General features: G+C 72.2%; 12 protein-coding genes and 1 tRNA gene. 8 read left to right on the top strand and 5 right to left on the bottom strand.

Features of this window, described 5'->3' with window-relative positions:
- Position 1 precedes the first annotated feature (1 nt).
- The 8 genes from ABT095_RS03040 (at position 2) to ABT095_RS03005 (ending at position 9,962) form a co-directional block, all read left to right on the top strand.
- Positions 2-742 (top strand): SDR family NAD(P)-dependent oxidoreductase, encoded by a 741-nt coding sequence (locus ABT095_RS03040; protein ID WP_350527484.1) that lies wholly within the window; start codon positions 2-4, stop codon positions 740-742.
- A complete protein-coding gene (locus tag ABT095_RS03035; RefSeq protein WP_350527483.1) occupies positions 739-1,488 on the top strand; it encodes a nucleotidyltransferase family protein in 750 nt (249 codons plus the stop codon). Before ABT095_RS03040 ends, ABT095_RS03035 begins: the two co-directional genes overlap by 4 nt.
- Positions 1,489-1,509: 21 nt before the next feature.
- Positions 1,510-2,460 (top strand): phytanoyl-CoA dioxygenase family protein, encoded by a 951-nt coding sequence (locus ABT095_RS03030; RefSeq protein ID WP_350527482.1) that lies wholly within the window; start codon positions 1,510-1,512, stop codon positions 2,458-2,460.
- Positions 2,461-2,592: 132 nt separating this feature from the next.
- The gene (locus tag ABT095_RS03025) at positions 2,593-4,080 is read left to right on the top strand and encodes a class I adenylate-forming enzyme family protein (RefSeq protein WP_350527481.1); all 1,488 of its coding nucleotides are present in this window, start codon (positions 2,593-2,595) and stop codon (positions 4,078-4,080) included.
- Positions 4,077-4,586: an acyl carrier protein gene (locus ABT095_RS03020; RefSeq protein WP_350527480.1), complete on the top strand. Its 510-nt coding sequence runs from the start codon at positions 4,077-4,079 to the stop codon at positions 4,584-4,586. The genes ABT095_RS03025 and ABT095_RS03020 overlap by 4 nt, the downstream gene beginning before the upstream one ends.
- A 259-nt stretch (positions 4,587-4,845) precedes the next feature.
- Entirely contained in the window at positions 4,846-6,135 is a 1,290-nt protein-coding gene (locus ABT095_RS03015) for a condensation domain-containing protein (RefSeq protein ID WP_350527479.1), read from the top strand.
- Between the two features lie 59 nt (positions 6,136-6,194).
- The gene (locus ABT095_RS03010; RefSeq protein ID WP_350527478.1) at positions 6,195-8,600 is read left to right on the top strand and encodes a peptidase domain-containing ABC transporter; all 2,406 of its coding nucleotides are present in this window, start codon (positions 6,195-6,197) and stop codon (positions 8,598-8,600) included.
- 48 nt (positions 8,601-8,648) lie between these two features.
- Positions 8,649-9,962, top strand: coding sequence for a Rieske 2Fe-2S domain-containing protein (locus tag ABT095_RS03005; protein ID WP_350527477.1), 1,314 nt, complete (start codon positions 8,649-8,651; stop codon positions 9,960-9,962).
- Positions 9,963-10,026: 64 nt separating this feature from the next.
- Here the strand turns inward: ABT095_RS03005 and ABT095_RS03000 are convergent.
- From ABT095_RS03000 to ABT095_RS02980, 5 genes are all read right to left on the bottom strand, one after another.
- A tRNA-Ile gene (locus ABT095_RS03000) sits at positions 10,027-10,100 on the bottom strand.
- Between the two features lie 73 nt (positions 10,101-10,173).
- The gene (locus ABT095_RS02995) at positions 10,174-10,740 is read right to left on the bottom strand and encodes a Uma2 family endonuclease (RefSeq protein WP_350527476.1); all 567 of its coding nucleotides are present in this window, start codon (positions 10,738-10,740) and stop codon (positions 10,174-10,176) included.
- A gap of 106 nt (positions 10,741-10,846) precedes the next feature.
- Positions 10,847-11,326 (bottom strand): RipA family octameric membrane protein, encoded by a 480-nt coding sequence (locus ABT095_RS02990; RefSeq protein ID WP_350527475.1) that lies wholly within the window; start codon positions 11,324-11,326, stop codon positions 10,847-10,849.
- Positions 11,323-12,003: a DUF4328 domain-containing protein gene (locus ABT095_RS02985; RefSeq protein ID WP_350527474.1), complete on the bottom strand. Its 681-nt coding sequence runs from the start codon at positions 12,001-12,003 to the stop codon at positions 11,323-11,325. Before ABT095_RS02985 ends, ABT095_RS02990 begins: the two co-directional genes overlap by 4 nt.
- A gap of 14 nt (positions 12,004-12,017) precedes the next feature.
- Positions 12,018-13,553 (bottom strand): transferase, encoded by a 1,536-nt coding sequence (locus tag ABT095_RS02980; RefSeq protein WP_350527473.1) that lies wholly within the window; start codon positions 13,551-13,553, stop codon positions 12,018-12,020.
- Positions 13,554-13,644: the final 91 nt, after the last annotated feature.

Raw genomic sequence — 13,644 nt, 5'->3', positions numbered from 1 at the left:
CATGGCATTCCACGGAGAAGTCGCCGTCGTCACCGGATCCTCCCGGGGGATCGGCCGGGCCGTGGCCGAGCTGTTCGCCGCCGAGGGCGCCCGGGTCGTGGTGAACTACCGCTGCGACCAGGACGGCGCCGAGCAGGTGGTGCGCGGCATCGTCGCGAGCGGCGGCGAGGCGATCGCGGTGCGGGCCGACGTCGCGGAGCCCGAGGACGTGGAGCGCCTGTTCAAGGAGGCCCTGGCGGCGTACGGCACCGTGGACGTGCTGGTGAACAACGCCGGGATCCTGGAGCCCAAGCCGTTCCTGGAGCTCACCAAGCAGGACATCCTCACCACCTTCGAGACCAACTTCGTGGGCGTGGCCCTGTGCGCCCAGCAGGCCGCCAGGATCATGCTGGAGCGCGGCCGCGGCCGGATCGTCAACATCGCCTCGGTCAGCGGGCTCGACAACTTCGGCACGGCCGGCAACATGCCGTACGCGGCCTCCAAGGCGGCCGTCCTCAACTTCACCGGGGTGCTGGCCAAGGCCCTCGCCCCGCACGTCCTGGTCAACGCCGTGGCGCCCGGCTTCGTGGAGACCGGTATGGGCCACTCCCCGGAGTACGAGGCCGTGGTGACGGCCGTGCCCCTGGGGCGGCTGGTGCAGCCGCGGGAGGTGGCCGAGGCCTGCCTCTTCCTCGCCTCCGCCAAGGCCGGTGCCACCACCGGGGAGACCATCGTCATGGACGCCGGATTCCGGCTTCGATGAGGGCCGGCGGCGCCACCTACGACTGCGTCATCATGTGCGGCGGGCTGGGCACCAGACTGCGGCCGCTCACCCACGACGTGGTGCCCAAACCCCTGGTGCGGGTCGGCGGCCGGGAGCTCATCAGCTACGCCTTCGACCTGCTCTCGCCCGGTTTCGTCCGCCAGGTGATCCTCGCGGTCGACCACCACGCCGACCAGTTCCGGGCCTGGCGGGAGAGCGCGGCCCTGCCGTACGAGACCAGGCTCTCGTACCAGGACCGGCCCGGGTACCTCAACGCGGTCGAGTGCGCGATGCGCGCGTCCGGCTCGGAGACGGTGCTCTTCTGCCACGCGGACGAGATCAAGCCCGGGCTCAGGCTCGACCGCGCCCTGGCGCACCACGCCGCCTCGGGCCTGCCGGCCACCGTGGTCACCACCTACGCGGACCGGCTGTACCGGCACTGGGCGGTCTCCGTGGACGAGACCTCCCGGCGGGTGACGGACATCGCCGTCTGCCCGGACGCCTACCGCCGCACCCCCGAGGAGCGGGGGCTGGTGCTCGCGGGCGCGCTGATCCTGGACCGGGCGGCGCTCCCGCGCTTCGACCCGGAGCTGAGCATCGACTACCTGGGCATCGTCCGACCGCTGATCGACGCGGGGGAGCTGGGCCTCTTCGTGAGCCCGACGGACGCGCTGTTCAACATCAGCACGCAGGAAGAGTACGAGGACGCGGTCGCCTACCTCTCCGGCGAACCGGCCGTCAGCTGAACGCGACCGATGGAGGTCCGCATGCAGGATTTTGAGGATTCGTCACCGATCGCCTCCGACCGTGCGGCGCTGCGCGGCAGGCTCCGCGAGGACGGCTACCTGTTCTTCCGCGGCCTGCTGGACCGCGAGGTCGTCGGGGCACTCGCCGGCCAGGCGCTCGCCGTGCTCACCGAGCACGGCTGGTTCGAGCCCGGCACCCGGCAGCTCGCCCTGCCGCCCCGCAAGGGCGAGGAGGGCAGGTCGCCGCACGGCGACCCGGGGTACGAGGGGACGGTGGCCCTCGACGCCTTCCAGGGGCTGAGCTACGACGCGGGGCTGCGGCGGCTCATGAGGACGCTCATCGGTGATGACGCGTTCCCGCTGCCCTCCTGGGCACAGCGCACCGCCGAGAACCCGTACCCGGCCCGCGCCAGCGTGCTGCGCACCGTGTACCCGCAGTCGCTGGTGCCCGTGCACAACGGCATGTACGAGCACCAGGACTACCGGGTGTTCGGCGTGGTGGACATGTTCACCGCCTGGGTACCGCTGATCCCGATCGACCGCAGCATGGGCGGGCTGGCCGTACGGGCCGGCGGGCACGCCAACGGGCTGCTGACCGACCGCCGCCTGGTCGACTCCGGCAGCGGCTGGCGCACCACGGACTACGAGGTCGGCGACGTGCTGGTGTTCCACGCGCTGACCCCGCACGCGGCACTGCCCAACAACAGCGACCGCCTGCGGCTCTCGGCCGACACCCGGTTCCAGTCGACGAAGGCACCGCTGGTCAGCGCCTTCGCCTACGGCATGCGGGGCAGCGCGGACTTCTTCGAGACCCCCTTCATGAGCCAGGAGTGGTGGGAGCCCGTGCCCGACACGGTGCGGGTGGTCGAGCGCGAGCTCTTCGAGGCCGAACCGCCGCTGACCGCCTCCGACTTCGTACCCGTCCCGGGATTTCCGGATCCCGCACTGCTGGACGCGGCGCCCGCGCACTGATTGCCGGGCTTTCGCGGATTGCCGCCGCTGCCCGAAAGAGGTCGAATTCTCTGCCCTTTCGGACGTTGAATGCCGGTGGAAATCCGTGGGAATATCTTGATGGAGAGTTCGAATGGCTGGGGCGGGGGTGCCATGCTTCGCAGGGAGAACGTAAAGCCGATATCGGCCAGGCTGGCCGAGCTGGCGGCCGGAACACCGGACCGGCCCGCCGTGGTCGAGCTGACCGCAGGCGGTGAATTCCGGGAGATCTCGTACCGGGATCTCGTCCGCGCGGTGTCGGAACTCGCGGAGGTCTTCCGGGCCTGGGCGGGCGACGGAGCCGGTGTGATCTGCCTTCCGGCGACCGTCTCCGCCGCCTCGGCGAAGATCATCCTCGCCGCCCTGTGCGCGGGGGTGACGATCTTCCCGCACACGCCGGGGCTCGAGGGCGAGACCTTGGCCGAGGCGCTCGGCCGGGCGGGGATCGACCCCCGCTCCCGCCCGGCATCGGTGCCCGGGGTGCGGGAGCCCGGCTCGGACACCGAGGTGGCCGTCCGGCTGGCCCGCTGGTCGGCGCGGAGCGACGGCTCCCGGCCGCGCTACCTGCTGGCCACCAGCGGATCGACCGGGGTGCCCAAGCTCGTGCCGTTCCACAACCTCGGCGAGTACGACGCGAGGACGGTGCCCGACCTGGTCTTCCGCGCCTGCGGCTGGCGCGCCGGGCAGCGCCAGCTGCTCACCCTGCCGGTCCACCACATCGGCACCGTGGCGGCCCTGGTGCAGGGCGTGCTCGACCGGAACCAGCTGTATCTGGCCCACCGGTTGGACTCCCAGGAGCTGCTCGGCGCGATCGAGGAGCACCGCATCGAGTGGCTCATGCTGACCCCGAACTACCTCCGGAGCCTGCTGCCGCTCGCCGAGCGCAGCCCCGGCAGCCTCAGCAGCCTGCGAGGCCTGCTGCACACCGCCCTCCCGTGCCCCGCACCGCTGAAGCACGCCTGGGTGGCCCTGCTCGGCGGCGACCGGCTCTTCGAGATGTACGGGGGCACCGAGGGCGTCGGGGTCACCGTGATCAGCGGCACCGAGTGGCTCGCCCGGCCCGGATCGGTCGGCCGCGGTCTCCTGACGGAGATCCGGATCGACGACGGGCCGGAGCAGGGGGAGGGCGGCGTCGGCCGGATCTACCTGCGCCGGCTGGGCGGCGCCGCACGGGCCCGCCAGGTGGCCCACTGGCTGCCGAGCACGCCCGACGGCTTCGTCAGCCTGGGGGACTTGGGGTGGCTCGACGAGGACGGGTACCTCTACGTCTTCGACCGCGCGGCCAACCGGGCCGTCACCGCCACCGGGGTCGCCTGGCTGGGGCGCCTGTCCCTGGTCCTGCGGGCCCACCCGGGCATCCAGGACGCCGAGTGCATCCTGCTCGGCGACGCGGAAGGCGAGGCGGGCGTCCTGCTCGTGCCGCGCGACGCCACGGCCGGCCTCGACCTTGCCGAAGTCCGGAGCTTCTGCGCCGCGCAGCTGGGCTCGCGGGAGTTCCCCCAGGTCTGCCTCCAGGTCGGCGAGATCCCCCGCTCGGAGATCGGCAAGCCCGACGCCGTGGCCATCAAGGCGGTTTTCGACTCAGCCAGGGAAGCCTCATGAACCGACAGCTCGACGTCTCGCACTTCCGCGAGCTCTGCCCCGACGTCCTGGGTGCCGCGTGGCGGGCGGAGCCGGAGCTCACCGTCGGCCTGACCACGGGCGGCGGGCCTTCCGGCGCCTCCGGGGTGGCGGTCCGGGCGGCGTTCCGCCGCTGCTACGGCCTGGACGTGCGGCGGGTGCGGTTCGTCCCGGGGCTCTCCTGGCCGGCCGAGGGCTGGTGCGAGGAGCTGCCCGAGGCGGACGGCAGGACGGCGGAGTACGTCCACGTCCCGCCCGCCGGGCAGCTGGAGCGGGAGCTCGTGGAGTTCTGGGAGGAGCTCCTCGACATGCGCGGCCTGGGTGTCACCGACAGTTTCTGGGAGTGCGGCGGAGACTCGCTCGCAATCGTCGAACTGATCGCATTCCTGGACCGTGCGTACGGCGCCCGGCTCGGCTATTTCGATATCGGCGACGATTTCACCGTCGCCCGGCTGGCGACGCTCCTGCGCGAGCGGTCGCCCCGATAAAGGCTCATCCCCGCCCGGCAATTCCCCTGGAACCGGTGAGCCCGGGCGTGGATGGAAATGTAGGCACCAGCACTCGCCGAGGAGGTGAACCATGGAGTACTTCAACACCGAGTCGGTGGACATCGAGTTCCTGTCCGACGACGCGCTCGACGACATCGTCGGCGGCAGCGGCCACTGCGTGTCCTAAGTGAGAACCGGTTCTCGGCCGGCGGCCCGCTCCGGACGCCGGCCGAGAGCCGCAGTGATGTGGAGAACGACAGTGAATCACCAGGGCCACCGGACAGCGCCGCTCACCCTCGCGCAGCTCGCGATGTTCCAGGCCCTGCGTGATGACCTGAGCGCCCCCTCGACCATCGAGGTCTCCTACCGGATCGAGGGCCCCCTCGACGTGGCGGCGTTCGTGGCGAGCGTCGGCGAGGTGGTCCAAGGGCACGACGCCCTGCGCCTGGCGGTGTGCTGGTGCGGCGACGACGGCCCGCACCAGTGGGTGCGCGACACCCCGCCGCTCGCCGGGCTGGTCGGCTGCCGGCGGGTCAAGGCCGGCACCGAGGAGCGTTTCACCCGCTACGCCGTCGGCCTGGCGGGCAAGGACGCGTCAGCGCCCTGGGATCCGCGGACGGAGTACCCGTTCCGGCTCCGGCTGCTGCAGTACTCCCCGCAGGTGCACGCCTTCGTCGCGACCTTCTCGCAGCTCGCGGTGGACGGCAGCGTGCGCGCCGTCTTCGACCGTGAGCTGTGGCAGGCCTACCGGCGGCGCCTCGGTGACGGCGGCCCCGCCGCCGAACCCGGCCCGCAGTTCCTGGCCACGGCCGAGGCGCCGGACCACGGGCCCGCCGACGACCTCGCCACGGCCGAGTTCTGGCGGCACCGGTTCGCCCACCTGCCCGGCGGGCAGGGGCTGTTCGGCGACACCCCCGCAGGGGCGGCCGAGGCCGGTACCGTCGAGCTGGACTTCGCCCTCGACGGGGAGCGGCTGCGCTCGATGCGGTCCGCGGCAGGCTCGCACCGCGCCACCGAGCTGGTCTGGATCCAGCACGCCCTGGTGCGCGCCGTGTTCGACCGTACCGAGGCCGACTCCCTGGCCCTCTGGCAGCCGGTGGACACCCGCGGGCTGCGGGAACTACGCGTCCTCGGCATGTTCACCGTGAGCCTGCCGCTGGTCGTCCGCCGCGCCGGCTCGGCCCCCGAGCTGGTCCGGGCGCTCACCGAGGAGTGGTTCGCCGTGCTGGAGCACCGCCGGGTGACCCGCGCGAGTGCCGAGGCGAGCGGGGCCGCCGACCTCGGCCGGCTGGTGGGCGGGCCGGAGCGCCTGGTGCGGCTCGCCTACGTGGGCCACCCGCGGCAGACCGTGCGGACGGCGGTGGGTGATCTGGCGCTGCGCTACGGCACCTACGCCCCGCCGCGCGAGCGGGCCGTCGACGGCGTCCACCTCAAGGCCGGCAGCTGGGGCGACCGCATCGAGTTCCACCTCACCTGCAACCGGGCGTGGTTCACCGAGGACGACGCCCGGCAGCTGCGGGCCGGCCTCGAGCGGCTCCTGGTGGGCTGAGCCCTGCCGACCGCCGCCGCCCCCGACGAATCCGCTACCGCCGAAGAGAGCCGCCGCCCATGAGTGAGCCCGTTGACGTGACCGGACCGGAGCGGTCCGGACCCTCGGCCCCGCCGGAGCGGTCCGAACCCTCGGCCCCGGCCCCCCTCGGCCGGGCCAGGTTCAGCCGCCAGGCCGCCGAGAAGCGCGCCAACGTCCGGCGCTGGGGAGACACCCTCACCCTGCCCGGACTGCGGGAGCAGCGGCGCGGCACCGGCCTGCGCGGGCTCGTCCCGGCGGCCGCCGGCCTGGTGCCGTCCCGGCGCGGCGAGAAGGTGCCGGTCCTCTACCAGACCGAGCGGGCCGACTGCGGCCCCACCTGCCTGGCCATGGTGCTGGCCTTCCTCGGGGTCGAGGCTGATGTCGCGGCCGTCCGGCGGCGGCTGGTCGGCGGCCAAGGGGGCGTCTCGGCCCGGGCGTTGCTCCAGACGGCCAGGCACTTCGGGGCGCTCGGGCGCGGGGTGCGGGTCGGGGTCGGCGGGCTCGGCCGGCTGCGCCCCGGCAGCATCCTGTTCTGGAACTTCAACCACTTCGTGGTGCTGGAACGGGTGACCGCCACCCACGTCCATCTGGTCGACCCCGCCGTGGGGCGGCGCCGGCTCACGCTGGAGGAAGTCGCGGACGCCTTCACCGGGGTGGCGCTCGAGTTCGAGGCGCCGCTCCTGGACGGCGAACCGGTGCGGCGCCGCGGCACCGGTGGCCGCAACCCCGGTGTCGCGCAGAGCTCCTGGCGCTACCTCAAGCTGTTCGTCGCCAGGGACAGGCGCTGGGCCACCCTGGTGCTCGCCTCCTTCCTGCTGATCGTCTTCAACTTCGCCACCCCCTTCGCCTCCTCGTACGTGGTCGCCCATGTGGGCGGCGGCGGACCGGGCCAGGCGCTGGTCATCCTGTGCAGCGCGATCGTGGGGTGCGCGACCTTCGCGCTGCTCCAGATCCTGCGCGGCCTGGCGCTGGTCGCCCTCCAGGCGCTGGCGGACCGCCGGGTCACGCTCGGCGTGTTCGGCCATCTGCTCTCGCTGCCCTACGACTACTTCACCAGGCGCAACCCCGGGGATCTGGGGATGCGGGTCCGCACCAGCACCTCCGTCCGGCAGGTGCTGACGAACGCGGCGCTGTCCGGCATCTTCGACGGCGCCCTGGTGCTGTTCTACCTGGTCCTGCTCCTGGTGGTGGACCTGCCGTTCGCCCTGCTGAGCATCGCTCTGGCCGCCGTGACGGTGGCCGTCCTGGTGGTCTTCTGGAAGCGGCAGCGGTACCTGTCGGCCGAGGAGCTGGAGCACCAGTCGATCGCGGAGGGCGCCCTGCTGGAGCTGCTGGACGGGCTGCAGACCATCAAGGCGTGCGGCCTGGAGGACACCGCGCACGACCGGTGGAGCCACGCGGTGGTGGACGAGATCAACTACCAGGGGCGGAGCCGGCGGAACCAGGTCATCGGCTCGGCGATGAGCGCGACGGTCCAGTTCTTCGCCCCGCTCGCGGTGCTCGCCCTGGGGTGCTACCGGATCTCGACCGGTTCGGACTCGCTGAGCTCGGTGGTCGGCTTCACCTCGCTGGCCGTCGGCATGTTCGTGCCGCTGGCCAGCCTGGTGCAGAGCGCGCTGCAGGTCGCCGGCCTCGGTGCGGCCCTCTCCCGGCTGACCGACATCCTGGGCACCGAGCCGGAGGAACGCCCGGCGGACGCCAGGCCGTTGGAGGACGTCAGCGGGCCCGTCGAGGTACGTGACGTCTCCTTCAGCTACCCCGGCGCCAACGCCCCGGTCCTCAGCGAGGTCGACGTCCGCTTCGAGGGCGGTACGTTCACGGCCGTGCTCGGCCGGTCCGGGTCCGGCAAGTCGACGCTGGCCTCGGTCATCGCGGGGCTCCAGGACCCGGCCACCGGATCCGTCCTGCTGAGCGGCGTGCCGCTGGCCGAGATCGACCGGGTGTCACTGCGGCGCTCGATCTCCTACATCTCCCAGGACGCCCGGCTCTTCGCCGGCACCATCCGGGAGAACATCACCTTCGCGCTGCCCGGAGCACCGCTGGACGACGTGATCGAGGCCGCGAAACTGGCCCGCATCCACGACGACATCATGGCGCTCCCGGCTCGGTACAACACCCAGCTCGGCCCGGGCGGGCTCGGCCTGTCGGGCGGCCAGCGCCAGCGCATCGCGCTCGCCCGCGGGCTGGTCCGCAAGCCGCAGCTGCTGGTGCTGGACGAGGCGACGAGCGCGCTGGACAGCGCCACCGAGAAGGCGATCTTCGACGGCCTCGCCGCCTTCGACCGGACGCTCATCGTCATCGCGCACCGCCTCTCGGTGCTCGAATCCGCCGACCAGGTGGTCGTCGTGGAGGCCGGCCGGGTGGTCGCGAAGGGGGCGTACCAGGACCTGGTCGCCGGATCCCCGCTCATGCGCACGCTCGTGGCGGCCCACGGGGAGCGGTAGGCCGCTGCCGGCCGCCGCCCATGCCTCAGGACTGAAGGGAAGTCGCAGTTGCTCTCCGAAGCGAAGAACCAGATGTTGACCCGGGTCGGCCCCGGGACTCCCATGGGCGAGCTCCTGCGGCGGTACTGGCATCCGGTCGCCGCCGTCTCGGAGCTCGCGCACAAGCGGGTGAAGCCGCTCCGGCTGCTGGGGGAGGACTTGGTCCTCTACCGGACCGAGGACGACGGCTACGGCCTGGTCCGGCGCCGCTGCCCCCACCGTGGCGCGGACCTGGGCCAGGGCTGGGTGGAGGGCGCGAGCCTGCGCTGCTCGTACCACGGCTGGCTGTTCGACCAGGCCGGGGCCTGCGTCGAGCAGCCCTACGAGGACCTGGCCGGCGCGGCCTCGCCCTTCCGCGACAAGGTCAAGGTCGACGCCTACCAGGCGGTCGGATTCGCCGGCCTGGTCTGGGCCTACCTCGGGCCGGCCCCGGCACCGCTGATCCCGATGTTCGAGCCGTTCACCTGGAACCGCGGGTTCGTCCAGATCATCCTGGCGGAGCTGCCCTGCAACTGGCTGCAGTGCCACGAGAACGCCGTGGACCCGGTGCACTTCGAATGGCGCCACACCAACTACGTCGCCCGCGAGGCCAATCCGGACGACCCGGAGCGCGGGCCGCGGCACAGCGGCATCGAGTTCCGGGAGTTCGAGTTCGGGATCGCCGTGGCGCGGCAGGCCGAGATGGCCAGGATCCCGTCCGCCCCGGTCGCGCCGACCAGCCGGCTGGAGGAGAGCGGGGTCGCCTGCCTGTGGCCCAACGCCCTCTACGTCGGCAGCAGCATCGAATGGCGCGTCCCGGTCGACGACACCCACACCCTCAACCTGGTCTGGCACTACTCGGCGATACCGACGGACATGCCCGAGACCGGGCAGAGCGAGATCCCCTACTGGTACGGCCCGGTCTTCGACGCCGACGGCGAAGTCCTGACCAGCCACATCCAGAACCAGGACTTCGCGGCCTGGCTCGGCCAGGGCGAGATCGCCGACCGCACCGCCGAGCACCTGGGCCGCAGCGACGAAGGGATCATCCTGCTGCGCAAGCGGCTCTTCACCGACATGGAGCGGGTCGCCCGCGGCGAGGACCCCCAGGGCATCGTCCGCGACCCCGAGGCCAACCGGTGCATCGGCCTCCCGCTGGACGTCCACCAGGTCTACAACAGCGAAGGCTCCGACCGCGCCTTCTTCGAAGAACGCCTCAGGCGCGTCTTCAACTGGCGCCTCAGCGACGACCCCTCCTACATCCCCCAGGCCGGCCAGCCCGAAGCCGTCCGCCGCGCCTTCGAAAAGGCCATGGGCCTCCCCGAGAACTTCCCGACCGACTGACCCCCGGCTCCGCCGCCCCAACGCCGAAGGGCCCACTCGGTCGAGTGGACCCTTCGGCGTGCGGTGGGGCTAACAGGACTTGAACCTGTGGCCTCTTCCTTATCAGGGAAGCGCTCTAACCGTCTGAGCTATAGCCCCGCGCTGCGATGTGGACACTAGCGAACGGACCACTGATCCCCCAAATCGCCCCCGACGGCCGCGGCGGGACGAGTCAGATCGTGCTGAGGTCGATCTCGACGGAGAACGGGGCGCTCGTCCTGATCGTGCCTGTGAACACGTCCGCGTTGCGGTAGGTGCGGCTCGCGGGGTCGAGGACGTAGGTGTGGACGAGGGGAATGCCGTTGGCGGCCTGTTCGATCCGCCAGTAGAAGGCGATCCCGGCCTGGGCGTACTGATCGACCTTCACGATGCGGTCGGTGGTCTCCGAGCCCGGTGACACGACCTCGACGACCAGGAGGACGTGCTCCGGGCGGGTGGGAGTGATGTCGATGGTCTCGGCCCGGTAGACCACCACGTCGGGCCGCCGGTTGGTGAGTGGTACGTCCTGCAACCGGACATCGAAGTCCGTGTCGGCGTTCCAGTCCGGGCCGGCGGCCGTGTCCAGGGCGTTGGCCAGGATCCGGGCCAGGCGGTTGTGCCGCTTGGAGGCACTCGGGCTCACAACGACCATCCCGTCCACGATCTCGATACCCGCGCACTGCTCCTCGGACCAGGAGTCGTACTCGCCAGCGGTGATCTGGTGGTGCATCCACTCGGGAGCGACCATCTCGGCGGTCATCGGCGTACCTCCTCGGGGGCTCGACGGGCTCTGTGCTGCTGGGCCCAGCGTACTGTTCTGCGGCTCCGGGCCGCCGCTCTGCGCGTCGCACAGGCCGGCCAGCAGGTCACCCGAGCAGGGCGCCGACGAGGACGGCCAGGTGGACCGCGGCGAACACCAGGGGCACGGTGCGCTCGGACAGTCCGAGCTCTGCGTAGCGCCGGTGCCGCAGCTGGGCCGGGTCCGGTTTCAGAGCGGTCCATTCCTCGGTGAAGATCCCGACCGGAAGGTTCTTCTCCAGGTCGGTGATGACCTTGAACTTGGCGGTGTTGAGGTCGCGGTAGCTGCGCAGCTGCAGCCACCAGGCGCCGGACAGGGCCAGGCCGGCGGCGGCCACGGCGGCCGCTGCCCACCAGGGGGAGTCCTTCAGCTCGGGGAGGCCGAAGCTGAGGACGGTGACCAGTGCCGTCTGCACCGACAGGAAGAAGGCGTTGGCCGTCCCCCGGCGGGCCGAGACGCGGTCGGCCATCTCCACGGCGAGCGTGTACAGCTCGAGGTCCTGCGGCCGGCCCGGCTCGCGGTCGGGGCGGCCGCCTGTCGTCGTCACTCGGCCGCCGGCGGCGTCGCGGTCTGCCAGCGGGTGACCCGGGCGATGATGACGATGATCAGGAGGCCGGCGATCACTTCGAGGACTGCGCTCACGGTCGACAGGTCGGCGGTGGTGCGAAGCGTCGGCTCGGTGGGCTTGCTTTCGTACAACCGGACGAGAGCCGGGCTGAGCGCGGTGTCGGCGGTGAAGAGCACCCACCAGGTGGTGACCAGGCCGCGTGGGGTGTTCCGCCGGGGAGCGCTGGCCCGCCAGATGTCCGACACCACCCGGTACGGGATCCACAGGTTGGCCACCGGGGTCATCCAGCCGTAGACCACCATGCCCCGCTTGTGGCGGTGGCTGCCGGGACCACCCGACGATTCGGAATTGATCCGTGCCCGCCACAGCCAGACCAGGAACACCACGGTGGCCGCCAGGTACGCCACGAGCGCCGGTAGCGCCACGGCTCTGGAGAAGGAGTCGGCCGCGTCCAGGTCCCCGTCGGTCGCCGCACCGGCCAGGTAGTCGTGCACGGCGAAGTAGGTGCGCCAGTCGGACACCGCGTCCAGCACGGCACCCACCGTTGTCAGGAGGATCAGCGTCTTGGCGGCGGTGGCCGCGCCGGTCACGCGCCGGTACTGCGGTGGGCCCGCCGGGCTGGCGCCCACTCGGGTTTCCTGCTGTTGGTCGTTCATGGTTCCCCCTTGATTCATAGGACGATTCGGAGACCGAGCAGCTGCAGGGTCCGGACTCCCAGCCACAGCAGCAGGAGCAGGACCGTGACCAGCCGGACGCCGTCCCCCATGGCTTTCTGCTGGGCTGCGCCGGCCCGCACGGCCAGCCAGCGTCTGCGGATCCCCACGGATCTCAGTGCGCGCTGCAGGGTCACGGCGATGTGCGCAGTGGACGAGGAACGGTCCAGCGCCCCAGCGCGAAGGCTGAGGACGGCCCAGGCGCGGACGAGCCAGGACTTGCCGTCGGGGCTCTGCCCGACGGGGTGGACGCGGGGTGTCCGGTCGGGGTCGAAGGTGATGACCGCGGAGATCCACGCATCACCGTCTCCCGCCTCGACGGGGCGGACCAGCGGCAGCTGATGCTCCGCCATCTGCTCATCGAGGCCCGGCAGTCCGCCGGGCACCAGCACCACCAGCTTCTGCGTGGGGTGGCCGGCGCGGGCCTGGCCGTACTCCCACCACAGCCCCTCGCCCAGGCCCAGGCGCAGCACGATCAGTTGGGACAGCTCCATCAGGTCGAGCACCGGCTGCTGCCAGCCGTCCCGCGGTTCACGCGGCAGGTAGAACCGCGCCGCCCCCAGCTGCGGCAGGGGCAGCGGCTCACCGTCCCGCACCGGTGGGCTCACGGCGATCACCGGGCCGACAGCCCGCAGTGCCGCGACGAGCTGTTCCTCCCGGGAGTGGATGTGGAGGTCCGCCGCGTCCTCGACCTGGGCCGCGGCCTGGTCGTCGTCGAAACTGCGCAGGAACAGGACCGGCCGTCGGCCGTCGGCCAGCAGCTCCTGTGCCGCACCACGCGCCGCGCGCGGGCGCGTGGCGCGCAGGACCACGACTGCGGCCCCGATCGCCAGCAGACCGCCGACCAGCGACCCCACCAGAGCCTCCGGTGGCATTCGGTCGCCCCGGCGCTGCGCCGCGCTCGCGGCGAAGCATCCGGCGGTGAACAGCATGCATCCGGCGCCGTCGGCCGTCAGGAACAGCGGCCGCCACCACCACGGCCGCCGGTCCGGGACGAACCGGCTGACCAGCGCGGCGACATCCGCCGCTGCCGAGCGGCGACGGCGCCGCAGCCACAGGGCCGGCCCGAGCAGCACCACGGCGGGCACGGCCGCGTACAGCGCGGTCGCGCTCGACGAGCCGAGCCGCTGGTCGAGCCTGGCCCGGTCCCGTGCGATCTGCCCGCTCAGCCCGGCGACCTGCCGGCGGGCCGACGCGGTACGGCCCTGCTCGGCCTCAGCGGCGGCGGCGGAGACCATGGATCTGCTGCCCGACGGGGCATGGCCCGCGAACCAGGCGTTGCCCTCGGCGATCCCGGTGCGCGCGGACGTCTGTCCGTCGGCATGGCGGTCGAGAGCAGCTGTGAACGCATCAGCCCGCGAGCCGGCGCCGTGGAAGCGGAGGGCGGCCCGCAGGTCCGTGCCCGCGGTGACCGTCAGTTGCGCCGCGACGTAGACCGCGATGACCGCGAGCACGGTGATCAGCCGGGCGAACGCCCGTAAGCGCGAGGACATCTGCTCCACCTGTGTGAGTGACGGCACTGGCCGGTGGGCAGGCTCAGGAGACGGCGCCTGCCGGGCAACCCGAGTGTGGGGTTCGGGGCAG

Origin of the sequence: Kitasatospora sp. NPDC002227 (assembly GCF_040296285.1) — a bacterium.
Lineage (GTDB): Bacteria > Actinomycetota > Actinomycetes > Streptomycetales > Streptomycetaceae > Kitasatospora.
The sequence above is the reverse complement of the archived record's forward strand: the minus strand, read 5'-3'. Positions and strand labels throughout refer to the sequence as shown.

What these genes read in the sequence shown, in the direction of transcription:
- ABT095_RS03040 (WP_350527484.1), top strand. Translation starts at nt 2, where the DNA reads ATGGCATTCCACGGAGAAGTCGCCGTCGTCACCGGATCCTCCCGGGGG.
- ABT095_RS03035 (WP_350527483.1), top strand. Translation starts at nt 739, where the DNA reads ATGAGGGCCGGCGGCGCCACCTACGACTGCGTCATCATGTGCGGCGGG.
- ABT095_RS03030 (WP_350527482.1), top strand. Translation starts at nt 1,510, where the DNA reads ATGCAGGATTTTGAGGATTCGTCACCGATCGCCTCCGACCGTGCGGCG.
- ABT095_RS03025 (WP_350527481.1), top strand. Translation starts at nt 2,593, where the DNA reads ATGCTTCGCAGGGAGAACGTAAAGCCGATATCGGCCAGGCTGGCCGAG.
- ABT095_RS03020 (WP_350527480.1), top strand. Translation starts at nt 4,077, where the DNA reads ATGAACCGACAGCTCGACGTCTCGCACTTCCGCGAGCTCTGCCCCGAC.
- ABT095_RS03010 (WP_350527478.1), top strand. Translation starts at nt 6,195, where the DNA reads ATGAGTGAGCCCGTTGACGTGACCGGACCGGAGCGGTCCGGACCCTCG.
- ABT095_RS02995 (WP_350527476.1), bottom strand. Translation starts at nt 10,740, where the DNA reads ATGACCGCCGAGATGGTCGCTCCCGAGTGGATGCACCACCAGATCACC.
- ABT095_RS02985 (WP_350527474.1), bottom strand. Translation starts at nt 12,003, where the DNA reads ATGAACGACCAACAGCAGGAAACCCGAGTGGGCGCCAGCCCGGCGGGC.
- ABT095_RS02980 (WP_350527473.1), bottom strand. Translation starts at nt 13,553, where the DNA reads ATGTCCTCGCGCTTACGGGCGTTCGCCCGGCTGATCACCGTGCTCGCG.